This is a genomic window from Bartonella sp. AD24XZML, assembly GCF_042196485.1.
Taxonomy (GTDB): domain Bacteria; phylum Pseudomonadota; class Alphaproteobacteria; order Rhizobiales; family Rhizobiaceae; genus Bartonella.
On the sequence record NZ_JBHIQH010000063.1, the window covers coordinates 25,172 to 50,371 of the forward strand.

At 37.8% G+C, this 25,200-nt stretch carries 15 protein-coding genes and 1 pseudogene; 7 read left to right on the top strand and 9 right to left on the bottom strand.

Annotated features, from left to right (window positions below; all coding sequences use genetic code 11):
- Positions 1 to 251: 251 nt before the first annotated feature.
- The gene (gene aspS, locus ACFIMX_RS05990; protein ID WP_375617785.1) at positions 252 to 2,045 is read right to left on the bottom strand and encodes an aspartate--tRNA ligase; all 1,794 of its coding nucleotides are present in this window, start codon (positions 2,043 to 2,045) and stop codon (positions 252 to 254) included.
- Between the two features lie 132 nt (positions 2,046 to 2,177).
- On the opposite strand from aspS, the gene rnd reads away from it, so the two are divergent.
- Together rnd and ACFIMX_RS06000 are read left to right on the top strand one after the other, a co-directional pair.
- Positions 2,178 to 3,332: a ribonuclease D gene (gene rnd / locus ACFIMX_RS05995; RefSeq protein WP_375639854.1), complete on the top strand. Its 1,155-nt coding sequence runs from the start codon at positions 2,178 to 2,180 to the stop codon at positions 3,330 to 3,332.
- Positions 3,333 to 3,978: 646 nt separating this feature from the next.
- Positions 3,979 to 4,163 (top strand): annotated as a pseudogene (locus ACFIMX_RS06000) (DNA-binding protein).
- Between the two features lie 277 nt (positions 4,164 to 4,440).
- Here ACFIMX_RS06000 and ppx read toward each other — a convergent pair.
- Both ppx and ACFIMX_RS06010 read right to left on the bottom strand, forming a co-directional pair.
- Positions 4,441 to 5,958 (bottom strand): exopolyphosphatase, encoded by a 1,518-nt coding sequence (gene ppx, locus ACFIMX_RS06005; RefSeq protein WP_375639855.1) that lies wholly within the window; start codon positions 5,956 to 5,958, stop codon positions 4,441 to 4,443.
- A 6-nt stretch (positions 5,959 to 5,964) separates the two neighbouring features.
- Complete coding sequence (locus tag ACFIMX_RS06010) at positions 5,965 to 8,145, bottom strand: RNA degradosome polyphosphate kinase (protein WP_375639856.1); 2,181 nt, start codon at positions 8,143 to 8,145, stop codon at positions 5,965 to 5,967.
- Positions 8,146 to 8,470: 325 nt separating this feature from the next.
- Between ACFIMX_RS06010 and ACFIMX_RS06015 the strand changes: the two genes are divergently transcribed.
- Both ACFIMX_RS06015 and ACFIMX_RS06020 read left to right on the top strand, forming a co-directional pair.
- Complete coding sequence (locus tag ACFIMX_RS06015) at positions 8,471 to 8,719, top strand: zinc-finger domain-containing protein (RefSeq protein WP_375617781.1); 249 nt, start codon at positions 8,471 to 8,473, stop codon at positions 8,717 to 8,719.
- A 52-nt stretch (positions 8,720 to 8,771) separates the two neighbouring features.
- The gene (locus ACFIMX_RS06020) at positions 8,772 to 10,019 is read left to right on the top strand and encodes an FAD-binding protein (RefSeq protein WP_375639858.1); all 1,248 of its coding nucleotides are present in this window, start codon (positions 8,772 to 8,774) and stop codon (positions 10,017 to 10,019) included.
- A 192-nt stretch (positions 10,020 to 10,211) separates the two neighbouring features.
- On the opposite strand, the gene dnaE is transcribed toward ACFIMX_RS06020, so the two are convergent.
- Positions 10,212 to 13,679, bottom strand: coding sequence for a DNA polymerase III subunit alpha (dnaE, locus tag ACFIMX_RS06025; RefSeq protein ID WP_375680623.1), 3,468 nt, complete (start codon positions 13,677 to 13,679; stop codon positions 10,212 to 10,214).
- Between the two features lie 402 nt (positions 13,680 to 14,081).
- Between dnaE and recG the strand changes: the two genes are divergently transcribed.
- Positions 14,082 to 16,190 carry an ATP-dependent DNA helicase RecG gene (recG, locus tag ACFIMX_RS06030; protein WP_375694178.1) on the top strand — a complete coding sequence of 703 codons (2,109 nt, stop codon included), beginning with the start codon at positions 14,082 to 14,084 and terminating at the stop codon, positions 16,188 to 16,190.
- A 354-nt stretch (positions 16,191 to 16,544) separates the two neighbouring features.
- Here recG and glmS read toward each other — a convergent pair whose 3' ends face one another.
- The 5 genes from glmS to ACFIMX_RS06055 all read right to left on the bottom strand — a co-directional run bounded on the left by glmS (position 16,545) and on the right by ACFIMX_RS06055 (position 22,089).
- Positions 16,545 to 18,368 (bottom strand): glutamine--fructose-6-phosphate transaminase (isomerizing), encoded by a 1,824-nt coding sequence (gene glmS / locus ACFIMX_RS06035; RefSeq protein WP_375694179.1) that lies wholly within the window; start codon positions 18,366 to 18,368, stop codon positions 16,545 to 16,547.
- A 173-nt stretch (positions 18,369 to 18,541) separates the two neighbouring features.
- Positions 18,542 to 19,891, bottom strand: coding sequence for a bifunctional UDP-N-acetylglucosamine diphosphorylase/glucosamine-1-phosphate N-acetyltransferase GlmU (gene glmU / locus ACFIMX_RS06040; protein ID WP_375694180.1), 1,350 nt, complete (start codon positions 19,889 to 19,891; stop codon positions 18,542 to 18,544).
- A 13-nt stretch (positions 19,892 to 19,904) separates the two neighbouring features.
- On the bottom strand, positions 19,905 to 20,693 hold the full coding sequence (locus ACFIMX_RS06045) for a cytochrome c biogenesis CcdA family protein (RefSeq protein ID WP_375694198.1): 789 nt from the start codon (positions 20,691 to 20,693) through the stop codon (positions 19,905 to 19,907).
- A gap of 43 nt (positions 20,694 to 20,736) precedes the next feature.
- Positions 20,737 to 21,726, bottom strand: a complete 990-nt coding sequence (locus ACFIMX_RS06050; protein ID WP_375694199.1) for a carboxypeptidase regulatory-like domain-containing protein — start codon at positions 21,724 to 21,726, stop codon at positions 20,737 to 20,739.
- A 39-nt stretch (positions 21,727 to 21,765) separates the two neighbouring features.
- Entirely contained in the window at positions 21,766 to 22,089 is a 324-nt protein-coding gene (locus tag ACFIMX_RS06055) for a HesB/IscA family protein (RefSeq protein WP_375639862.1), read from the bottom strand.
- A 108-nt stretch (positions 22,090 to 22,197) separates the two neighbouring features.
- Between ACFIMX_RS06055 and ACFIMX_RS06060 the strand changes: the two genes are divergently transcribed.
- On the top strand, positions 22,198 to 23,400 hold the full coding sequence (locus ACFIMX_RS06060; protein ID WP_375694181.1) for a deoxyguanosinetriphosphate triphosphohydrolase: 1,203 nt from the start codon (positions 22,198 to 22,200) through the stop codon (positions 23,398 to 23,400).
- A gap of 30 nt (positions 23,401 to 23,430) precedes the next feature.
- Positions 23,431 to 25,188 carry an arginine--tRNA ligase gene (gene argS, locus ACFIMX_RS06065; protein WP_375639863.1) on the top strand — a complete coding sequence of 586 codons (1,758 nt, stop codon included), beginning with the start codon at positions 23,431 to 23,433 and terminating at the stop codon, positions 25,186 to 25,188.
- Positions 25,189 to 25,200 lie beyond the last annotated feature (12 nt).

Here is a 25,200-nt window from a genome sequence, read left to right on the forward strand (position 1 = left end):
TGAGACTCTCGAATATTATAGAATTCTTTTATTTCTAATTTATTCATGACCAAGCAATCATAATTATTTTCTCACCTATCACAAGGAGAAGAGCCACTATAGAAACAAGGAATAAAAATGCCTCGTAAAAAATTAAACAATAGCGTTTTGCCTATCTAAATTTCACAAACAGTACACACACACCGATGGCTCTTGAGAGGCATCAAAACTTCACTCTACGTAGAAAAGATGAAAACAATCCATTATCAACTTTATGAGCTATTTTTGTGAGTAGGAGCCATGCGGATTCCTAAATCACGTAATTGTGTAGGAGAAACATCAGACGGAGCACTCATCAAAAGATCAAGCGCCTGTTGATTCATAGGGAATAAAGCAACTTCACGCAAATTTTTAACACCTTGCAACAGCATAATGATGCGGTCAATTCCCGCAGCCATGCCACCATGTGGCGGAGCCCCATAATGGAATGCACGATAAAGACCACCGAAACGATCTTTCACAACTTCCTTAGAAAGTCCTACAAGTTCAAAAACTTTAAGCATCATTTCTGGTAAGTGATTACGAATTCCACCTGATGCAATTTCATAACCATTGCAAACAAGATCATATTGAAAGGCTTTAATAGTAAGAGGATCTTGACAGGCAAGAGCATTTTCTCCCCCTTGAGGCATGGAAAAAGGATTATGTCCAAAATCAATCTTTTTTTCATCTTCATTCCATTCAAAAAATGGAAAATCAACAATCCACGCCAAAGAGAAACTATCTCTATCAAGAAGATCTAATTCTTCCCCTACCCTTGTGCGTGCTGCTCCGGCAAAAGATGGAAACTTTTTTGGATCGCCAGCTACAAAAAAACAGGCGTCCCCACTTTCAAGTCCAAGCTGTATACGAATTGCTTCAGTCCTCTGTTCACCAATATTTTTGGCGATAGGCCCTGCTCCTTCAAATTTTCCTTCTTCTTCACGCCAGAAAATATAGCCGAGTCCTGGTTGCCCCTCGCCTTGTGCCCATACATTCATACGATCACAAAAAGCACGACTTCCACCCGTTTTAGCTGGGATAGCCCACACTTGTGCATTCTCATCATTCGCTAAAATTTGAGCAAAAACTTTGAAACCAGAATTATAAAAATGCTGAGAAACATCTTCCATAATGATCGGATTACGTAGATCAGGCTTATCAGAACCATATTTTCGCATTGCTTCATCATAGGAAATGCGAGGAAAGCTTTGTGTCACAGTTTTTCCATCTGCAAATTCTTCAAAAATAGAACGCATAATAGGTTCCATAGTTGCTAAAACATCTTCTTGCTCAACAAAACTCATTTCAACATCTAATTGATAAAATTCACCAGGAAGACGGTCGGCCCTTGGATCTTCATCTCTAAAACATGGAGCAATCTGAAAATAACGATCAAAACCTGACATCATCAACAACTGTTTATATTGCTGTGGCGCTTGCGGTAGCGCATAAAATTTTCCCTGATGAACACGACTTGGAACCAAAAAATCACGTGCGCCTTCCGGCGATGAAGCTGTCAAAAGCGGCGTCGTAAATTCCGTAAAACCATTATTTTGCATAGCCCGTCTCATGGCCGCAATAATTTCAGTCCGACGCATGATATTTTTGTGCATAGTCTCCCGACGCAAATCAAGAAAACGATATTTTAATCGAATATCTTCTGGATAATCAGGCTCACCAAAAACCGGTAAAGGAAGCTCATCAGATTTTGAAAGAATTTCTACCTCTTGTGCAAAAATTTCAATCTCACCTGTTGGAAGCGTTGCATTAATAACCTCATCAGAACGAGCACATACCTCCCCATCCACACGAATAACCCATTCAGAACGCACTTTTTCAATAAATTTAAAAGCTGGTGAAGCAGGGTCAGCAACAATTTGTGTGATTCCAAAATGATCACGTAAATCTACAAAAAGAATTCCTCCATGATCACGAACACGATGAACCCACCCCGAAAGACGAACTTGTGTTCCTACATCACATCTACGAAGAGCCGCACAATGATGACTGCGATAACGGTGCATGTTTTTTGCCTTTGATTATAATATTCACATGCGCTACAAACGCTTTTTAATAACCATTTGTCAAGATATGAGAATAAAAACTCAGAAATAAAGTCAATAAAGCACAAATTTAATTTATCGAATTATAATAAAATGATGAATCTTATTACACAAACAACAGATCTTGAAATTGCACTTAACGCTCTACGTACCTCTGATTTTGTAACAGTCGATACTGAGTTTATTCGCGAAACAACTTTTTGGCCTCAACTGTGTTTAATCCAGCTCGCATCACCAGATGTCACAGTTTTGATTGATCCCATAGCACCAAATATTGATTTACAACCTTTTTTTGACCTTATGATCGATAAAAAAGTTGTAAAAGTTTTTCATGCTGCGCGCCAAGATATTGAAACAATTTATCATCTTGGAGGTGTTATTCCTTCCCCTCTCTTTGATACGCAAATAGCAGGATCAATTTGTGGATTTGGTGATTCTATCTCCTATGATCAAATTGTACAACGCTGCACGGGGCATCATCTTGATAAATCCTCCCGCTTTACAGACTGGAGTTATCGCCCTTTGTCTGAAAAACAACTGCTCTATGCACTTGCCGATGTAACTTACTTAAGAGATGTTTACCTGTTATTGAAAAAAAGGTTAGAAAAAAATCAACGTGCTCACTGGATGAACGATGAAATAACAATCCTTTTAAATCCTAAAACCTATGATATGCCAGAAGATGAAGCATGGAAAAAAGTGAAAGGAAAAATTAAAAAGCCACGTGAACTTGCTGTATTACAAAAGATAGCAGCTTGGCGGGAACGTGAAGCACGAAAATACAATATGCCACGCCGTCATATCATAAAAGATGAATGTCTTATAGAAATAGCAACCCAACAACCAAAAGATGAATCTGCATTAAAACGGTTGCGCAGTCTTAATAAGAATTGGGATAAACTCTCAATTGCTCAATCATTAATCAAAGCTGTCCACGAAGGCTTAGAGGTAGATCTTTCTACTTTACCCCCCATTCCTAAACATAATCCACTCAATGATACGACAGCCGCTGTTATCGATCTGCTCAAAGTGTTATTAAAAATTGTTGCAAATGAAAACAGCATTGCCCCTAAACTTATTGCAACATCTAATGATTTAGAAAAAATTGCCAATGGAGGAATAAAGAAAAATATTCCCGCTATGAATGGCTGGCGCTATGAAATATTTGGTCAAAAAGCCGAACAACTGCTAAAGGGCCAGATAGGGTTTTACTGTAACGATGGAAAAATAAACACAAAACAGCTTTAATTTACATTTTCATTTTGAAAAATCCATTATATGCTACTCATTATCTACATCAATTGGTATACCCTATAGGCCAACGGAAATAGGATAAATAAAGCCTACTTCTGACAAAGTTAAAAAATTAAATAGTAAACTCTTATTAAAATGATAGCTAAATCTTTATCAGGTCAATCAAATAGCAATCCCTTTTAAAATAATCTAAAAAAACAAACAGCTCCTTATTTAAAAGTTTTGAAAAGAAAAAGTTCTGATATAAAAGCGCATTCATTACAAAAATAGCAGCCTAGAAATAGGAACAAACAAAGATATAATGCCTCACGTCACCATATCATATTAAAAAACTACCGAGATTGCAATCTAACAATCAAAAACAAGCCAGCATAACAACTAAAATACCTAACAAAAGCAATATATTGATTTCTAACGATAATCTAGCGTTATTTATATTGAATTAGACCTCCGAATATCGTAAGATTCTCTCATTTCATCTCAATAAGACTCATAAATTTTCACATAAGAAATTATATGATAAAGCACTGTTTTTTATAAATTAAACACCTTTCAAAGGATTCAAAAATCATGGTTAATAAATAGTTATGATTTATTTCTATTTTTTATATTGAAAGGATTTTATAATGACTGAAATGATATTCTTTTGACAGACCGTAAAAGTGCAAAACTGTTTCATATGAGTATTTCAACATTCCAGCGTCATGTAACCAATGGATCTCTCCCAAAATCTTTAAAACTTGTTTTTTATCGCGTTGGTTACAATCGAATCTTATCAAGATAATCGAGCAAGCTAAACAGAAACATTATAACGACGCAGCATAAAAAGAAAACCTTTTCACGTAAAAATGGACAAAACTTTTCATTTTCACATGAAGCTTATGAAGTGAAAAATCCATCCTGTGACGCAAATAACAGAATAAAAAATTATGTTTTCTTTTATGAATGCTCAGGCATTAACAAATGCTTTGCGTGGTGTCTAGCATGGGCGCGTTATGGAACAAGTCCTATTGTCCAGCTCATGATGATAGGCTACCTAGTTTATCCCTCGTCAATAGCCCTATATTATAAGACATAAAACACGAATAAATTAGGAAAAAAATCAAAAAATTTCAAAAGCGAGAGGTTGTTTTATTATTTTTGATAACTTCTGTAATCGTCCAAAAGGACGTTCTCCTAATAATCCAGCGTAATTCTTTGGGATCTGCAGGATAATATGATCTGCTTTTCTATGCCACAATAAATGAGGTAAAATTCCTACAACAGAAGCACTGAAAAGATGAGCAATACGCATAGTTTCGCCAAGAATACGTGCTTTTTCAATTATATTTTGAGTTGCTAATTGAAAAATGGGAAGAGATTCTTTATCAACCAATAAACTCGTATTGCGAAAAAAAACAGCAAGCGCCGCGTAAAGGCGCCCTTCATGAGAAATTCCTGGATAAGATCCTAAAGCTATTTGATTTGCTGCTTCATTGCCTCGATAATCTGGATGTATACGCCAACCAATATCCGCAAGAAGACAAGCGGCTTGACGATAACGGCATTCATTTTCCGTTTCTGAAATTCCAAAAACTTCAAAAGCATTCGTCGTAAAATCAATGAGTTCTTCTGCTTGTTTTGGTGAACGTGCCCGTAAAATAGCCATTTCTGTGCATGCTGCAATGAGAGGATCTGAAAGTCGAATCGCCTGCGGCAATCGTGAATAAAGAAAACCTTCACGAACGCCAGCACCAGAAAAGATTATCTTTTCAAACTCCATACACTGAATGAGTTCAATAAGAACTATTGCCCCATAAGATAAAAGTTTTCGACGGTTCTGAGAAACCGCTGCAATCCCTCTCATATTATCAATATTGCCACATGCTACAAGACGTAAAAAGTTCTCCATTTCAACAGCATCAACTTCATAGCCATGCATAACAGGAAGCCGATAGTGTTTCATTGCCATATGGAGTTTTGCCAAATTACGCCATGTCCCCCCTACTGCATAAAAATAACGTGCTATACCTTTACGAGTACGAACAACAGACGATTTATAAAATTGCTCATGTACAATTTTTTTAGCTACAGCACTATCATTATTTGACATATACTGTAGCCTTAAACCACCCAATGGGAGCGTTATCCCTTCACCAACATCAGAATGATCAATATCAATCAGCTCAAGACTTCCACCACCAAGATCCCCAGAAATACCTTTTGGTTGATAAAAAGTAGACACAACTCCATATGCTGAATACATAGCTTCTTCACTTCCTGAAAGAAGATATATTTTATTTTGCAAAATATCTTCAGCATGCTGAATAAATGCTACGCCATTCTGTGCATCTCGTGCTGCTGCTGTTGCTAAAGTATAGACCTCATCTGCCCCAATCTGTCGACAAAGCGTACGAAACCGTTTCAGTGTTTGCAACCCCATTTTCATCGATTTTTCTTCTAAAAATCCTGTTTTCGCCACACCATGACCGAGACCACAAAGAATCTTTTCATTAAATAAAACTGTTGGTGATCGAACAAGCCCCTCATAAATAACCAACCGAACAGAATTTGAGCCAATGTCAATAACAGCAACAGGCTTACGCCCTTTTAACCGACCTTGAGCATCTCTATATGTCATTGGATTTTAGTCTTTATGTATTTCGGCTTGTTGCCGATGCAACGCAACCAAGCGCGAAACAGAAGACTCAAAAGACTCATTTTCCCCCGCAAAACTTGTATTGGCCATAAAATACTCCTGCGCATTAAATAGACTTTCACCTATCTGCGGTGTAATACGTTTTGATGTTCCATTCTTAAGTATATCAAAGCTTTGTTGATTATCAATGATATTAGCTAACATAATCTGTAAAAGAATTTTTTGACGCACTATTTTATTAAAAACTGGAACCAATATTTCAATACGATAGTCCAAATTACGAGGCATCATATCAGCAGAGCCTAAGTAAACGAGTGCATTTTCATTAGGCAAATCTTGACCATTCCCAAAACAAAAAATGCGACTATGTTCAAGAAAACGCCCGACAATTGATTTTACACGAATATTATCTGAAATTCCTAGAATACCAGGACGTAAACAACATATCCCCCGCACAACCAAATCAATTTGCACCCCTGCTTGACTGGCACGATATAAAGCATCAATAATTTCAGGATCAACCAATGCATTAACTTTCATCCAAATAGCAGCAAACCTTCCCTGTTGTGCATGAACAATTTCTCCCTCAATATGCTTTAAGATACGACCACGCAATGTTAAGGGTGAAAAAGCAATCTTCATTGTTTCATTTGGACGCTCATATTGCGCAATATAATTGAATAATAACGCAACATCATGAGCGATATCATCATCCGTGGAAAAAAAAGAAAGATCGGTATAAGTTTTAGCGTTAATGGGATGATAATTTCCTGTCCCAAGATGAACATAAGAGCGAAGACGTTTTCCCTCACGTCTCACAACCAATGACATCTTAGCATGCGTTTTTAATGCAATAAAACCAAAAATAACTTGAACCCCAGCACATTCAAGATCCCGGGCCCAACGAATATTGGCTTCCTCATCAAAACGTGCTTTAAGTTCTACCAAAGCAGTCACAGACTTTCCCTGTTCAGCTGCTTCAATCAAAGCGCCAACAATTGGACTATCATTTGATGTACGATAAAGTGTTTGTTTGATTTCCACAACATCAGGATCGCAAGCAGCTTGACGTAAAAATTGGACAACAACATCAAATGTCTCATAGGGGTGATGAATCACAATATCATTTTCACGAATAGCCGCAAAACAATCTCCTTTATGTTCACGAATACATTCTGGAACACGAGAAATATAAGGAATAAATTTGAGATCATCACGGGGAATAGAAACAATTTCTGTTACCGTATTAAGCGCTAAAAATCCATCAAGAACATTAATACAATTATCAGGAACAGCGAGACTATTCGCTATAAATTGGCGTAAACTCTCTGGCATTTTTGCGTCAAACTCAACTCGAATAACCTGCCCACGGCGCCGCCTTTTAAGAGCAGTTTCAAAAAAATGAACAAGATCCTCAGCTTCTTCTTCTACTTCAATATCACTATCTCGGATTACTCTAAATGTACCAATTTCTTTAACCTCATAGTCAGGAAATACATATTTAATAAAAAGGCAAATAACATCTTCAGATGCAATAAAACGAAAATGATTGCCTTCTTGAGGAAGAAGAATAAAACGCCTTAAAAGCATTGAAATAGACAACAACACTGTGTGTGAGTTCTGATCAGTTTCTCCAGACAATTGAAGCGCAATAGAAAGCCCTAAATTAGGAATAAATGGAAAAGGATGAGTAGAATCAACAGGCAAAGGTTTTAAAACAGGAAAAATTGTCTCAAGAAAATATTTTTCAAGCCATGACTTTTCAATTTCTGAAAGATCATCAGAACAAATAATTTCAATATCATTCTTTTTTAATTCATCACATAAAACATTCAATTCTCGTAGTTGGTGAGCCTGCAGCTTTGAAATCTCAGCTAATACAATATCAAGTTGTTCCTGTGGAGTGTGCCCATCTGCACTGCACGCTGTAACGCGAGCACGAATTTGAGCTGCTAGTCCTGCAACACGAACCATAAAAAACTCATCAAGATTTGCAGCTGAAATAGAAAGAAATTGTAGACGTTCTAATAAAGGATGTTTCGAATTAGCCGCTTCCATCAAAACACGATTATTAAATTGTAGCCATGAAAACTCTCGATTAATAAACCGTACCGGATTTTTCATTGTTATATTCGATATAGAAATTTTATCTACCACCCTCTGTTCCATATATCCTAAATAATTTTCTTTTACATTTTCTAAAATCCCTGATGAAATATCTCACATAATATTTGATAATATGTTATAATTATAATAATATATCAATGCCTAACTTCCCTCATCATTTTTCCATTTAATATTTTAAAATACTTGGAATTATTGCTATGCGCAAAGTACTAAAAGTAAGACAACTATTCTAATATAGCATAAAAGAAGAGAAATTTGTCTTAAAAAGCAGCTTGCATTATTCTACGCTTTATTACAAACTCACGCCTATAAAATAGAAGAGCCCAATCATAGCTGATGAGAAAATTTATTCTGGAGTTTGTACACCATGTCTGATCACAACATTCCTCATTTTCAAAATGACCTTGGATATAAAACAATCGAAATTGGTGTGAAAGAATTTATGTGTGTAGGCGCTACACAACCATTCGATCATCCTCATATCTTTATCGACATGGGAACAGCAGATGAAAAAATTTGCCCTTACTGCTCAACCCTTTATCGTTATGTTCCCTCACTATCATACAATCAAACAAACCCAACAGGATGCTTATATAATCCAGAAAAGCTATTATAATTGCGTTTTTTGGCTTTCTTAATAACTACTCTTTTAATTCTGCTTGTTTAATATGAAATCATTTGTAGAACAATCACCCATCATCGTTGGGGGAGGAATTGCTGGTTTAAGCACCGCTTTAGCACTCGCTCATAAAGGAATTGCAAGCACCATTATCGAAAAGTGTAAACAACTTGAAACGATAGGCGCTGGTATTCAACTGACACCAAATGCAACATCTATTCTTGCTCGCTGGAAACTTCTTAACAAACTCTCTGAAGTCGCGACAATCCCACATTTTTTTGAGTTAAAAGATGGATTATCTTTAAAAATACATCTACGGGCTCATCTTATTAATCTAACAGAAAAATATTGGAAAGCCCCTTATCTGACGATTCACCGCGCGGCTTTACAAAAAATTTTATATAATGCAGTGATTGAAAATCCTTTGATCAAATACAAAGCAGGCGAAACGGTTGTATCTTCTACCCAATCTGCAAGCAACATTAAAATCACGACAATAAAAACAGATACGGCAACAGAACAGCTTCATTCAACGCCCCTCCTGATCGGATGTGATGGCGTTTGGTCAACATTACGGCAACAATCTCCTTTTCATGAAAAAGCAAATTTTAGTGGCTTTATTGCTTGGCGTGCAACAACAACATCTGATAATCTTCCTCAAAACTTTCGTTCTTCATTGCAAAATATGAAGACAATTACGGCTTGGATGGGACCAAAAAATCATCTTGTTGTCTACCCCATTCAATCATCAGAAAAAATTTTTAATTTTGTCGCCATTACGCATGGAGAAAATTCAAAAGAAGGATGGGCCCATAAAGGAGATAAAGAAAAACTCAAATCTCTTTTTAAAGATTGGAATTCAAAAATCTTACAAATCTTCGATCATATTGATGAATGGAGCTATTGGCCACTTTTTCAAATGAAACAAAATCGTTTTATCGGTTTAGAGAAACAAGTATTTGTTGGCGATTGCGCACATGCTGCCTTACCTTTTGCAGCACAAGGTGCCGCTATGGCAATCGAAGATGCCGCCACATTAGCAAAAGCACTTTCATTGAAAGATTTTTCATTAACGAAAGCACTTTCGCTTTACGAAACAATACGCACCCCCCGTATTGCAGCAGTAAAAAAACGCGCAGATTTCAATAGATTAGCCTATCACGCAACCGGTCCCATAGCAATTGCACGCAATCTCATGATGAAAATTCGTACACCAGAGAGCATTATGTCAGATCTCAATTGGCTTTACATGTATGATGCGATGAATTCTATAAAAAATAATGATAAAAACTTATAAAATTCTTCCGGCACTTTGAATATTACGAAAGAACGAGATTTTTTTAATTTTATGACACTAAAAAAATATCATAATTTACTCAAATAAACGCAATATTTTTCGAAATCTACAATCCGATTTTAAAAGCTCAATTTTTAGCTCTCCTAAAAGCAAAAACACCACTCAAAATCAGCTCCCATCTTTAATCTTTCTTTAACTCAATTCTACATCAACAACACCCTGAATTAATTTCATAGCATTTGCGACATGTGAATTTACCTTATATCGCTTAGGAAGCGCAATTTCGACTTCTCGCAATCCATCCTCTTGAATTAAAATAAGCCCAACCTCTCCATTCCCCCCAAGATTTAAATTTTGTTCAATTTGTGGAAGCATATCAACTGTTTTTATAAAGAGACGCATCATTTTATGCTGTTGTAATGATTCATTTTCCAAAGACTGAATTGTTTCAATTCGCAAACTAACTCCTTCAGAACGATTTTCTGCGCTCACCGTAATAATAAAAGATTTTCCGGGTTCTAGCATCTCTTCATAATCCGAGAGTGCCTCAGAAAAGAGAACTGCTTCATATTGTCCACTTGTATCAGAAAAATGAATAATTCCCATTTTTTTACCAGATTTTGTTTTGCGCACGCTTTTTGCCACAACAGTTCCAGCAAGCCGTGCAGCTGTTGCTCCCCCTTTAACGGCATTGGCAAAATTACCCCAAGTCTGAATGCGTTTTTTGTCCAGAATAACTTGATACTCCTCCAAAGGATGCGCGGAAAAGTAAAAACCTATAGCTTGAAATTCTCGATAAAGTTTCTCAGCCGGCAACCAAGGGGTTGTTTGCGATAAAATCAATGGTTCTTTTAATCCGCCTGCCATTCCAAATATATCAACCTGCCCGCTAGAATTGTCATCGAGAATACGAAGTGCACGCGCATGAAGGGTTCCAAGATTGGCTAATAAAACCTCACGTGCAATGTTAAAACAATCAAAAGCACCAGCACAAACTAAACTTTCCATCGCACGCTTATTAACAATACGAGGATCAACACGCGCACAAAAATCTTCCAAATCCTTAAAAATCTTATTCCCACGACAAGAAACAATATGATCTACAACAGTTTCTCCCACACCTTTAATGGCAGCAAGAGAATAATAAATACAGTTATCACCAACCTCAAAAACACGATGAGATGTTTGTATAGAAGGTGCAATAATTTCAATACCCAACCTTAATGCTTCACGCCGAAAATCATTGAGCTTATCTGTATTCGTCATATCATATGTCATTGAAGCAGCTAAAAACTCAACGGGATAGTTTGCTTTCATATAAGCTGTTTGGTAAGAAACAATTGCATAAGCAGCAGCGTGCGATTTATTAAAACCATAATCGGCAAATTTTGCTAAAAGATCAAAGATAATATCAGCTTGATCTTTATCCACACCACCTGCAACAGCTCCATTGATAAAACGCGTACGCTGTTTTTGCATTTCAGCATGAATTTTTTTCCCCATAGCACGACGTAGTAAATCAGCTTCTCCAAGCGAATAGCCAGCAAGAACCTGAGCAATCTGCATCACCTGTTCTTGATAGACAATAACACCTTGTGTTTCTTTAATCAGATGATCTATCTTAGGATGAATAGAAGAAATTTCCTCTTCCCCATGTTTGCGTGCATTATAGGTTGGAATATTCTCCATTGGACCTGGACGATAAAGTGCAACCAGCGCAATAATATCTTCAATACGGTCTGGCTTCATTCCAATCAACGCCTTGCGCATACCAGAACTTTCCACCTGAAACACGCCAACCGTTTCACCACGTGCCATCATAGCATAGGTTGCTTCATCATTCAGAGAAATATTTGATAAATCTATTTTAGTCCCCTTTCTGGCAACAAAATCGACTGCCATTTTCAAAACAGTAAGCGTTTTTAATCCAAGAAAATCAAATTTTACCAGCCCCGCCTGTTCCACATATTTCATGTTAAATTGTGTAACAGGCATATCAGAACGAGGATCACGATACATCGGGACAAGCTCCCAAAGTGGACGATCTCCGATAACAATCCCAGCAGCATGAGTTGAAGCATGACGATAAAGTCCCTCCAACTGAAGTGCTATATCTAATGCGCGGCCAACAACGGGATCTTTTTTCTTTTCCTCTTCAAATTTAGGTTCATCCTTAATAGCATCAGCTAATTCTACCTGGCTTCCTGGCGTGGCAGGAATTAATTTTGTAAGATAATCCACCTGACGATAAGGAACTTCTAAAACACGCCCCACATCACGCAAAACTGCACGTGCCTGTAACTTACCAAAGGTAATAATTTGAGCAACTTGATCACGTCCATATTTTTTTTGAACATATTGAATAACTTCTTCGCGCCGCTCTTGACAAAAGTCGATATCAAAATCTGGCATCGAAACACGATCTGGGTTGAGAAAACGTTCAAAGAGAAGAGAAAACCGCAAGGGATCCACATCAGTAATTGTCAATGCATAAGCAACAAGTGAACCAGCACCAGAACCCCGTCCTGGTCCAACGGGAATGTCATGAACCTTTGCCCATTTTATGAAATCTGAAACGATAAGAAAATATCCAGAAAATTGCATACGCGTAATAACTGAAATTTCATAATCAAGCCGCTGTTCATAATCTGCAATCGTATACCCTTCAGCCAACCCTATTGTTTCAAGCCGCATCTTCAAACCAGCTTTAGCCTGATTTAACAACTCACTATCTTCTATTTCTAAAGTAGTTTCTGAATTAACAGATTGTTCTATAAAACGAGGCAATATCGGTTTTCGAAGAGGCGAGGCAATATGACAACGCAATGCAATTTCAACACTATTTTCCAAAGCTTCTGGAAGATCAGAAAACAGTGTAACCATTTCATCTTGTGACTTCAAATAATGATCTGGCGTCACACGTTTGCGATCTGGATTAGAGACAATTTGTCCTTCTGAAACAGCCATCAGCGCATCATGCGCTTCATACCCTTCTCTTTTCAGAAAAAAGGCTTCATTCGTTGCAACAAGAGGAATTTCATGCGCATAAGCCAATTCAATAAGATCAGCTTCTACACTCCGGTCATAAGAGCCATGCCGTTGTAACTCCACATAAAGACGATCCGCAAAAGATTTTTTCAAATAAATTAAGCGCTCAACAGCATGTTCTTTTTTCTCTTCTGCCAAAGAAAGATTAATAGGTCCTCCCTTTCCACCCGTTAAAGCGATTATACCTTCACTGTGTTCTGACAACCAATCAGCTTTAATATGAGGAGGATCAGTATCACACTTATCAAGATAAGCACGGCTCACAAGACGAACCAAATGAGCATAACCGGTTTCGCTAGCTGCCAAAAGAACAATAGAGCAAAAATCAGAAGGATTACGCCATTTAGCCAAACGTGAATGATCATTTTCATCACAAAAATCAACAGTAAGCTGACAACCAATAATAGGTTGGACCCCATGAGAAAGACAATGCTGTGAAAATTCCAAAGCACCAAATAAATTATTGGTATCGGTAATAGCAACCGCTGGTGCATGATCTGAAATCGTCTGTTGAATAATTTGGGGGATTTTTAAAGCCCCTTCGAGCAAGGAATAAGCTGAATGCACTCTCAAATGAATAAAGCGAGGAAGAGAATTTTTGTTCTCTTGCATTTGCATTTTATTTTTTACCACTCTCACAATTTCCCACTACAAAATAAATGCTAAACAGCACCCCTTATAAAAGAAAAAACTTCTGTTCATCATCAAACTTTAAAGCTATAAATTCATCATCCTACATAGGAGCAATATCCCAATTTTATTAATATTTATAAGAGAGTTCTATCAAGAAAATGCTTCTATTCACAGCAAATAAACACCTAAAATAAAAAGAAAAACAATATACCTCATCTAAGCACTTTAATTTTTGACCATTTAATTGTATTTTTCTTTAAATATTAATTTCTCTTCCTAAAGTTCAATGTGTAAATAAAGCAACCTCCTCTTTATGACTTTATCCCCAAAAAGCTCTTCTAAAGGTCTAGAAAAAACAAAAAGGGCAGGTTAAATTTGCTCATGCCTCCAAGTCTTCTTACCCCACTTTTTAATTCTATCCGAACTCTTTCTGGTATTACACCTAAAGTCTATGGTTTATTGACCAAACTCTTAGATGTTAATCCCACACAACGCGAAGCAACCCTTATTGACCTTCTTCAATTAATGCCCCATTCCGTTATAGACCGCAGAATGCGTCCCAACATTACTTGTGCAAAAAAAGGAGATACTGTTACGCTCGAAATTATCATCGATCAGCATCAACCACCACCCCGTGGTCACAACCGAATTCCCTATCGTGTTATTGCCCATGATCACACAGGAAAAATAAATTTAGTCTTTTTTCATGCTCAACCTCTTTGGCTAAAAAAACAACTCCCCAAAGGAAAAAAAGTCATTATATCAGGAAAAGTTGAATGGTTTAATGGACAGCTTTCAATGGCGCATCCAGACTATATTGCCCCAAGCGAACAATCAAATCAGATACCTCTCATCGAACCTGTCTATCCCTCTACTGCAGGACTAACTGTAAAGACACTAAGACGCGCCATACAAAACGCTCTTGATTTTATTCCTCTTCTACCAGAATGGATAGATGAAAATGTAAAAAAGCAGCAAAATTTTCCTTCTTTTTCTGTTGCTTTACGCCGTATCCATACGCCCATTAACCCCGATGATCTATCCTTAGAAAGTACAGCACGCAAACGTCTTGCCTATGATGAATTGCTCGCTTGTCAATTGGCACTAGGACTCGTGCGTTTGAAAACTAAATCTCTTGTTGGCACTTCTCGACCATCAACAGGCATTTATACTAAAAAATTGCTCAATATCCTCCCCTTTCAACTCACAACCGGACAAAAAAAAGCAGTAGAAGATATCGCAAATGATCTTGCTTCACCAGAACCGATGCTAAGACTACTTCAAGGTGATGTAGGCGCAGGAAAAACTGTTGTTGCATTGATGGCAATGGCACAAATTGCTGAAAATTCAGGACAATCAGCTTTAATGGCACCAACTGAAGTGCTTGCTAGGCAACATTTTGCCACCATCGCTCCTCTTGCCGAAAAGGTCGGATTACAAACAACGCTTTTAACAGGACGAGAAAAAGGGAAATTGCGGACAAACATCGTGAATGATATTTTGTCAGGTCAAGTTTCTATTGTCATCGGAACCCATGCTCTCATACAAAACAGTGTTACTTATAATAATCTCGCTTTAACCATTATCGATGAACAACACCGTTTTGGTGTCCATCAACGTATCGCTCTTACAGAAAAAGGCAATAAAGCTGATATGCTGGTTATGACCGCCACGCCCATTCCGCGCACACTTGTCTTAACAGCTTTTGGTGATATGGATGTCTCTAAAATTACCGAAAAACCAATGGGACGACAACCCATTACAACAGCAACGCTTTCTTTGAAACGTCTTCATGAGCTTATAGAGAGAATCGCAATTGCATTAGAAAAAGGAGAAAAGCTCTATTGGATTTGTCCTTTAGTAGAGGAATCGACAGCTCTTGATCTCACTTCAATTGAAAACCGCTTTGCATTTCTCCATGAGCGCTTTGGAGCACACGTTGGTATGATCCATGGAAAAATGTCTACAGCAGAAAAAGAAGCCGCTATGGCATCTTTTAAATGTGGAAATACACGTATTTTAGTTGCAACCACAGTCATTGAAGTGGGAGTAGATATTCCAGATGCTTCGATCATTATCATCGAACATGCGGAACATTTTGGCCTTTCACAATTGCACCAATTACGTGGACGTGTAGGACGAGGCGATAAAAAGTCTTCCTGCATTTTGCTCTATAAAGATCCACTGACTAAAACAGCAGCAACACGCCTTAATATTATCCGCAATACAGAAGATGGTTTTGAAATCGCTGAAGAAGATTGGCGCCTACGAGGCGAAGGAGAGCTTTTAGGTACAAAACAATCTGGAGTCCCTGAATTTCATATAGCAAACCTTGCAGTTCATAGCGATCTTTTGTCAATGGCAAGAAAAGATGCTCGTTTATTTTTACAACGCGATCCTCATCTTTCTTCTGAGCAAGGACAAGCTTTACGGTTGCTCCTTTATCTTTTCGGACACAACGATGCTGCACGCCTCTTACGAGCAGGATAACAAAGACCCTCTAATAAAAAACTTAAATATCTCTCTGTTCAAATATGGTTTTTTCTTAGAATTACCCATAAATGATCTACGCAGTCTCTTACCATCTTTATGCTTCATGAACGAATAACAAATCAACTGCATTAAAACAGTAGAAGCAATATTGTGTCTTTTTTACCATTATATTCACATAGCTGATCCATTTTTTGATAGGTAAGAAAATATTTTTCGTTTTATCGTAAAGGATTGAGAAAGAAAAAAACTGTCTACAGCATTCTCGTTCAACAGAGAAAATGAAAAAATAAGTTTCATTATAAATCAATTTCTTACACTTGATTATTCTCCAAAAGATTCAGAAATATACTGTTATTCAACCGTGACTGATTTTGCTAAATTACGGGGTTGATCAACATCTGTTCCTAATAAAACAGCCGTATGATAAGCGATTAACTGAACAGGGAGTGCATAAATAATAGGAGAAATAAATTCTGGAACATCTGGCAAAGTGATCGTTGATAAAGTCTTAAGACAAGCCACCTCTGCTCCTTTTTTATCGGTTATTAAAATAATACGACCATTACGCGCTACCACTTCTTGCATATTAGAAAAAGTTTTTTCAAACCACCGATCATAAGGTGCAACAACAATAACGGGTATTGTCTCATCCACCAGAGCAATTGGTCCATGCTTTAATTCACCTGCCGCATAACCTTCAGCATGAATATAAGAAAGCTCTTTCAGTTTAAGAGCTCCCTCCAAAGCAATCGGATAAGAAGTTCCACGTCCCAGATAAAGAACACTTTTTGCATTCACCAAATCACGACAAATACATTCAATTTTTCTCTCTAATTTTAAGACCTCATTTAAAATACGTGGAATTTCTGCCAACTGTTGAACCAGTTGCTTTTCTATTTGAGCCGAGAGATAGCCACGTTGTTTAGCCGCACTAAGAGCGAGTGAAGCAAGCGTTGCCAATTGACAGGTAAAAGCTTTTGTTGAAGCAACACCTATTTCCGGTCCGGCAAGTGTTGGGAGAATAAAATCAGCCTCCCTTGCCATTGTTGATTGCTCTACATTCACAATTGTTGCTGTTTTTACACCCCGCTCACGACAATAACGCAAAGAAGCCAATGTATCAGCTGTCTCACCAGATTGAGAAACAAACAGCGATAACACATCAGACGTTATAGGAGGTTCACGATAACGAAACTCCGAAGCAACATCATTATCAACACTTAAAGCGGCAAATTTCTCAAACCAATAGCGCGCAACTAAGGTTGAATAATATGCCGTTCCACAACTCGCAAAAAGAAGCCGATGAATATTTTTCCAATCAATCAAATTCTCAAGCGGTCGAACGACATAATTTCCAAGATCAAGATAATGTGCCAAATTATGAGAAATCACTTCAGGTTGTTCAAACATTTCCTTGTGCATAAAATGACGATGATTACCCTTAGAAATCAATAAAGCCCCTTCAAGTAATGTCGTCACAGGACGTTTTACCGGTTGGTTATTAGCATCATAAATTGTAACACCTTCCCGTGTGAGAACAGCCCAATCCCCATCTTCCATATAGCTAATATAATCAACGAATGGTGCCAAAGCAATGGCATCTGACCCCACAAAAAATTCATCTTTTCCATAACCAATTGCCAGAGGTGGACCAGAACAAGCCGCAATCATAAGGTTATCTTCACCTTCGAAAATAAGAGCAATAGCAAAAGCCCCCTGCAGCCTTTTCCAACTGGTACGTATGGCTTCTTGCGGAGAAAGACCATCTTTTAATGCACGCGTTATTAAATGTGCAATAACTTCCGTATCCGTCTCTGTTTCAAAGATACAACCATCCTCTATGAGTTCCTTTTGCAGTTCTACAAAATTTTCAATAATACCATTATGAACAATCGCAAGCTTTTCAGTCACATGGGGATGCGCATTGCGTTCAACAGCAATTCCATGCGTAGCCCAACGGGTATGACCAATCCCTAAACTTCCCTCCAGAGGTGTTTTTTTTAATTTTTCTTCTAAATGAACAAGCTTCCCCTCAGCACGTACACGATAAAGATGCCCATTATGGACCGTTGCCACCCCAGATGAATCATACCCTCTATATTCAAGACGTTTTAACCCCTCAACCAAAGAGGACGTAACACACCTCTTTCCAAGAACTCCAATAATTCCACACATTAAAAAGCTCCAACCCACATCTTAAGATTCAAATTTTACAAAACAATCCAACAGCCTTTATTTAAAACTATAAATAATAAAAATAATTCAAACATGGAATACGGCAATCTTTAAGAATAAATCTTCCATCCATCGTTAGATTAACACGAAACAAAAGAATAAGCTGAAAATAATCATTTTTTCTGTTTGTTTTCTAACAAACGCTCTCGAAATTTTATCGCATAGCCCTCTTTTATAACCTGTCGTGCACGCCCAAAAGCCATACTGTTCATAGGAATATTTTCAGTAATAACACTTCCTGAAGCAACATAAGAGCCATCCCCTATTACCAATGGGGAAACAAGTGCCGTATTAGACCCAACAAAAGCATGATCACCAATCATGGTTTTATATTTGTTAAATCCATCATAATTGCAAGTAATCGTACCGGCTCCAATATTGGTATGTGCACCAATTTCGGCATCACCAATATAACTTAAATGATTGATTTTAGAAGATTCTCCTACCTTAGCTTGTTTGACTTCACAAAAATTTCCAATCTTTACGGACTTAGCCAACTCTGTTCCAGGACGCAAACGTGCATAGGGACCAATCTGTGCATCTCTACCAACCACAGCACCTTCGAGATAACTAAATGCATGAATAACCGCACCAGATTGTACTTTTACGTTTAACCCAAAATAAACATTTGGTTCTATCACCACCCCTGGTTCAATTTCTGTATCATAAGAAAAATAGAGTGTTTCTGGCTTTAAGAGTGTAACACCCGATAACATTAAATCGCGCGCTTTACGTTTTTGCCACAAAGAATCAGCCTCAGAAAGCTCAAGACCGTTGTTAATTCCTACAATATCTTCAAAAGGAACTTCAACAACACGCACATCTAATCCTTCGCGTGTTGCAAGAGAAGCAATATCTGTTAAGTAATATTCTTTTTTCACATTATTATTACCAACTTTCTCTAAAAGAGAAAGTGCATGTTTTCCACGCATAGCGAGTATTCCACCATTACAAAAAGAAATCTTTTTTTCTTCATCGCTAGCGTCTTTTTCTTCTACAATTGCAATCAATTGACCATTTTTCTCGAGAAGACGCCCATAACCTGTTGGATGTTTGGTATGAAAACCTGCAAAAACAACATCTGCTCCATCAGCAAGCTGTGCACGCATTTGGTGCAATGAATCTTGCTGAATGAGAGGAGTATCCCCAAAAACAATGAGCACATCATCCACCTCCTTTTGCAAAGCTAAACGAGCAGACAAAACAGCATGGGCAGTTCCTAAACGCTCTTTTTGTTCAAAAATCATTACATCTTTTACAAATGACTGAACAACGTGCATAACCTCCTTAGCACCATATCCCACAACAACCGCTAATTGTGAAGAGCCTGCCAATTCTATTTGTTTTAGAACATGGCATATAAGAGGCAATCCAGCAATTTTATGAAGTACCTTAGGCAGAGACGATTTCATGCGCGTCCCCTCACCTGCGGCAAGAACAATAGAAAGACAACTTCTAACCATAAAACACATAAGACTAACGAGAAAATCCAAAAAAATTCATAATACTGTGCCAACGAATATCTTCAATATAATTCAACGAAGGATAATGTTCTAAAAGCCAAAATGAAAGATCCTGCATAGAACCTGTTAAAAACAAAATCCCTGTAAGAATAAGAAAAACACCAATGATTTTTTCAACTTTTCCTAAATGAATACGAAAAGCTCCTAAAAATCGCATAAAACTGCTCGAAAATAAAGCTGCTAACATAAAAGGAATAGCAAGACCTAATGCATAAACCGCTAAGAGAACAGCTCCCTCTCCCACAGTTTCTTTTGTTCCAGCAAGCGTTATAATAGGACCTAAAATAGGGCCAATACACGGTGTCCAACCAAAGGCAAAAGCTAAACCGATAATATACGCGCCTAAAGGACCAGCAGGTGTTTTTTTGGTCTGAAAACGCGCCTCACGAAATAAAAAAGCGATCTTGAAAATCCCCCAAAAATTTAAACCAAAAATAATAATGACAATTCCAGCAGCAAGGGCAAACCAATCACGATAATAACCGGTGAATTTCCCAATTGTACTAGCACTGGCACCTAAAGCAACAAAAACAGTCGTAAACCCAAGAACAAAAGCAATAACAGAAGATAATAAAGCCCACCGGATAAAGACTTTCTCATCAGGCTTTTCTGAACGAAAATCATCAATACCAACCCCTGCCATATAGCACAAATAAGGAGGAACTAATGGCAAAACGCATGGTGACAAAAAAGAGAGTGCCCCAGCAAAAAACACACCAACTGTTGAAATTTCAATCAAAATTCATACCCCGTCTTTCATCATAGTTTACCCCCATGAACAACGATCAATCCACATCTTCATCAATTTGTTGCATATTTTCTTCATTCGCCACCACACTTATATCTTCATCATGACCAGAAACGACTGAAAAAACTTTTTGATAGATTTTATCTTTATTTTTAGCAATTGCAATATACTCTCCCTCCGCTAATACGAGTGAAACATACGCACCAACTGTTTCATAAACGATATCACCAGAATCATTGGCAAGAGACCAACTTGTATCTGCAAGCGCTTCCCCTCCTTCTTGTCGCACCAACTTTAAGACAATCTGAGCGGACTGATGTTCAAGAGTAACTTCTGTTATTTTACCCGCATCCACTTGAATATCGGAACGAGCCGTCGCATTAATAGAACCATAATGGGAAGCAACATGGTAGCGGCCAGCTTTTAAACGCACAACTGATTGGGGTTTAACATTTGATATAATCACTCCCGTATCATCATTTTCTTTTTCATCCTCATAAATGGTAAAACGGAGTTCCTTTTCATTCATTACGCCATTGAGCAGTGTTGCATTTAAAATGACACCACCAGCCTCAAGATTAAAGTTTTTTACAAGACTCTGCCCATTTTCTAAACGAATATGGCGCACAGCACTCATATGACCAAATGAGACATGAACAAGATAATTTCCTGGTTCGAGATCAAAACGTGCACTTCCCCCCTTATAGGTTGCCACTAATGGTAATTTATTATCAATCCCTAGAATAGGGGCATAAACCCGCCAGACAAGCCCTTTTTCAATATCCGGATGACTATTTGTTAATCGAGCATTCAAAATGAGTTGTGTTTGAGATGCTAAGTTTTCGTTCTCCTGCTCTTGAGTCTTTACAATAAAACTCCTTGATTGTCTCTGCTGCTGATCTTGTCCTTCTCCTGCTTCAGAAAAAGCACAGTGGCTCCAAGTCAATAAAGCAAGCACCACGCACAACCATACACATCGGTGCACTATTTTTATAAGAATACCCATTTTTGCATTGTTGACCAACATGATCTTTTTTTCAAGAAACAATATCACACAGCCATCATTTTAAATTGAGAAACTTACACCACAACCACACGATGAAACAGCATTGGGATTGTGGATTTGAAAAGACTGCCCCATAAGATCATCAAAAAAATCAATCTCAGCTCCTTCCATAAAAGGAAGTGATAGTAAATCAATAAACACAACTGCCCCGTCTTTTTTGAGGACGAGGTCATCTTCACACATTTCAGAAACCAAGTCATATTTATAAGAAAAACCAGAACACCCACCACCTTCAACAGAAATACGTAATGCTATTTTATCGGGTTCACGCAAAAGTATCTGTGCAATTTTTTTGGCAGCAACATCTGAAATTTTCACATTCATTTTATATATCCTTGCATTAAACCATCAAGAAAGAGTATCCCATACTCAAAGAGCAGTTTATTTGTCATAAAACACTCTCAATTTTAAGATGATAATGGGCAACTTGCAATGGATATAGGCAATATCAACTTTAATTACCAATCTCGAGCAGTGTACAGTGCTCATCCGCAAACAAGCCGTGGTCGATTATACCATGAAACGATGAGTACCACACGCTCACCTTTTCAACGAGATAGAGATCGTATTATCCATTCTAATGCATTTCGACGTCTTAAACATAAAACGCAAGTATTTATTGCTGACGAAAGCGATCATTATCGTACTCGCCTAACCCATTCCATAGAGGTCTCTCAAATTGCAAGAACATTAGCCCGTGCCCTGTGTCTTGATGAAGACCTTGCCGAAGCCATTGCCCTTGTTCACGACTTTGGACACACGCCCTTTGGCCATGCTGGAGAAGATGCACTTAATGAAGCCATGGTACATTATGGCGGCTTTGATCATAATGCACAAGCATTACGCATTGTCACAAAACTAGAACAGCGCTATGCAAATTTTGATGGACTTAACCTTACATGGGAAACCCTCGAAGGACTTGTAAAGCATAATGGTCCCCTTTTAGGTCCTCACGCGAAGAATAAGGAAGTTCCTATCGATATTTTACAATACAATGCAGAGCAAGACCTTGCACTCGATTGTTTTGCAGGACTAGAAGCGCAATGTGCTGCTATTGCAGATGATATCGCATACAATGCGCATGATATTGATGATGGTCTACGTTCGCAATTTTTAACACTCGATCAATTTGAACATGTTTCACTAACAGCAGCAATATTAAAAGATATAACAGATGAGCATCCCCACCTCGACCAAACGCGTCGCGGTTACACACTTGTACGAAGACAAATAACAACCATGGTTGAAGATGTTATCAAACAGTCACAAAAAAATTTAGCACGCATCAAACCAACAAGCATAAACGATATTCACCAAGCAAAACAAACTATTGTCACCTTTTCACCGACAATGACCGTTTATGAAAAAGAACTAAAAAACTTTTTATTTAAAAATCTTTACTACCATGAACAAGTTCTTAGTCGTCGCAATGCAGCAAAATGCATTGTACAAAAATTATTCAATTGTTATTATGAAAATCCAAATACAATGCCTGAAAGTTGGCAGAGCAAAACAGTGCACTTAAAAAATCAAGAGTTAGCACGTTTGATTGCTGACTTTCTTTCAGGCATGACGGATCACTACGCTCTACGTGAATATCAGCGTTTATTTGACCATACAGATAATTTCGTTTAATGGCTTTTGGCATCATCATGGAAGCTAAATATGAATATCTTTAAAAACTTCGAAAAAAAAATTAAGAGATCAATTGAATTATCTGATATAAAAGGAAAAAATGGAGAAGCTCCAGATTTATCAAAAATCACTGTTGATCCTCCGCGTGATTCCTCTCATGGTCATTTATCAACCAATGCTGCTATGGTGCTTGCAAAATCTATTGGAATCAATCCACGTGCACTTGCAGATAAAATCATAGAACTTCTTAAAAATGATTCCTCTATCGAAAATATAGATGTTGCCGGTCCTGGTTTTATAAACATAAAGCTTACAAAATTATTTTGGCAAGATGCTATAAAATCCATGCTTGAATTAGGCTCTTCTTATGGTCGTATTCCAATGGGACAAGGAAAATGCGTCAATGTTGAATATGTCTCAGCAAATCCCACGGGACCAATGCATGTAGGACACTGCCGCGGAGCGGTTGTTGGGGATGTTCTCTCCAATTTGCTACAATTTACGGGCTATAACATTACAAAAGAATACTATATCAATGATGCGGGTCAACAAATCGAAGTCCTCGCCCATTCTGTACTATTGCGCTATCGTGAGGCTCTTGGGCAAGAAATTAATGAAATTCCAGAAGGACTCTATCCTGGAGAATACTTGATACCATTGGGTCAATCGCTTGCTCAAGAGTTTGGTGACCAACTCCTCACGATGGATAAAGATGAAGTCTTATCTCTTGTGAAAGAACGTGCAATTCATGCAATGATGTCCATGATTCGCGAAGATTTGGCTGCTCTTAATATTTATCATGATATCTTTTTCTCTGAGCGAATGCTTTATGCAGATAATGCACGCGCCATTCGTAACACCATCAACGACCTCACTTTAAATGGTTATATCTACAAAGGAAAACTCCCCCCTCCCAAAGGACAAAATACAGAAGACTGGGAACCAAGCGAACAAACTTTGTTCCGTTCAACAAACGTCGGTGATGACCAAGACCGTGTTTTAGTCAAATCTGACGGTTCTTACACTTATTTTGCTGCTGATGTTGCTTATTTTCGGGATAAATTTAATCGTCATTTTGATGAAATGATTTATATTCTAGGCGCAGACCATGCTGGCTATGTAAAGCGGCTAGAGGCAATGGCAAAAGCAATTTCTGGGGATAAAGCTAAATTAAGTGTCTTCTTGTGTCAATTGGTAAAACTTTTTCGCAACGGTCATCCTGTACGCATGTCAAAAAGAGCAGGATCTTTCGTCACTCTACGGGATGTTGTCGAAGAGGTTGGGCGTGATCCTGTGCGTTTTATGATGCTATACCGTAAGTGTGAAGCACCTCTTGATTTTGATTTTGCAAAAGTAACAGAACAATCAAAAGATAACCCCATCTTTTACGTACAATATGCAAGTGCACGTTGTCACTCAGTCTTTCGTCAAGCACAAGAAGTGCTTCATATTAAAAGCTTTTCAAATGATACATTGATTGCCCATCTTCATCGATTAACAGATGACCATGAAATATTGTTAATACGCAAACTTTCTGAATATCCACGTATCATTGAACAGGCCGTAATTCATAAAGAACCGCATCGATTAGCGTTTTATCTTTATGACCTTGCCTCCAGCTTTCACACCCATTGGAATAAAGGGAGTGAAAATCTCAATTTACGCTTTATTCAACCTGATGATAAAGAGTTATCCTTTGCAAGATTAGGATTGATACAAGCTGTTATCAATATTTTATCATCAGGGCTTACCATCATAGGAGTCGAAGCACCGATAGAAATGCGTTGAAAAAGTTCTATA

What these genes read in the sequence shown, in the direction of transcription:
- aspS (WP_375617785.1), bottom strand. Translation starts at nt 2,045, where the DNA reads ATGCACCGTTATCGCAGTCATCATTGTGCGGCTCTTCGTAGATGTGAT.
- rnd (WP_375639854.1), top strand. Translation starts at nt 2,178, where the DNA reads ATGATGAATCTTATTACACAAACAACAGATCTTGAAATTGCACTTAAC.
- ppx (WP_375639855.1), bottom strand. Translation starts at nt 5,958, where the DNA reads ATGACATATAGAGATGCTCAAGGTCGGTTAAAAGGGCGTAAGCCTGTT.
- ACFIMX_RS06010 (WP_375639856.1), bottom strand. Translation starts at nt 8,145, where the DNA reads ATGGAACAGAGGGTGGTAGATAAAATTTCTATATCGAATATAACAATG.
- ACFIMX_RS06015 (WP_375617781.1), top strand. Translation starts at nt 8,471, where the DNA reads ATGTCTGATCACAACATTCCTCATTTTCAAAATGACCTTGGATATAAA.
- ACFIMX_RS06020 (WP_375639858.1), top strand. Translation starts at nt 8,772, where the DNA reads ATGAAATCATTTGTAGAACAATCACCCATCATCGTTGGGGGAGGAATT.
- dnaE (WP_375680623.1), bottom strand. Translation starts at nt 13,679, where the DNA reads ATGCAAGAGAACAAAAATTCTCTTCCTCGCTTTATTCATTTGAGAGTG.
- recG (WP_375694178.1), top strand. Translation starts at nt 14,082, where the DNA reads ATGCCTCCAAGTCTTCTTACCCCACTTTTTAATTCTATCCGAACTCTT.
- glmS (WP_375694179.1), bottom strand. Translation starts at nt 18,368, where the DNA reads ATGTGTGGAATTATTGGAGTTCTTGGAAAGAGGTGTGTTACGTCCTCT.
- glmU (WP_375694180.1), bottom strand. Translation starts at nt 19,891, where the DNA reads ATGGTTAGAAGTTGTCTTTCTATTGTTCTTGCCGCAGGTGAGGGGACG.
- ACFIMX_RS06050 (WP_375694199.1), bottom strand. Translation starts at nt 21,726, where the DNA reads ATGTTGGTCAACAATGCAAAAATGGGTATTCTTATAAAAATAGTGCAC.
- ACFIMX_RS06055 (WP_375639862.1), bottom strand. Translation starts at nt 22,089, where the DNA reads ATGAATGTGAAAATTTCAGATGTTGCTGCCAAAAAAATTGCACAGATA.
- ACFIMX_RS06060 (WP_375694181.1), top strand. Translation starts at nt 22,198, where the DNA reads ATGGATATAGGCAATATCAACTTTAATTACCAATCTCGAGCAGTGTAC.
- argS (WP_375639863.1), top strand. Translation starts at nt 23,431, where the DNA reads ATGAATATCTTTAAAAACTTCGAAAAAAAAATTAAGAGATCAATTGAA.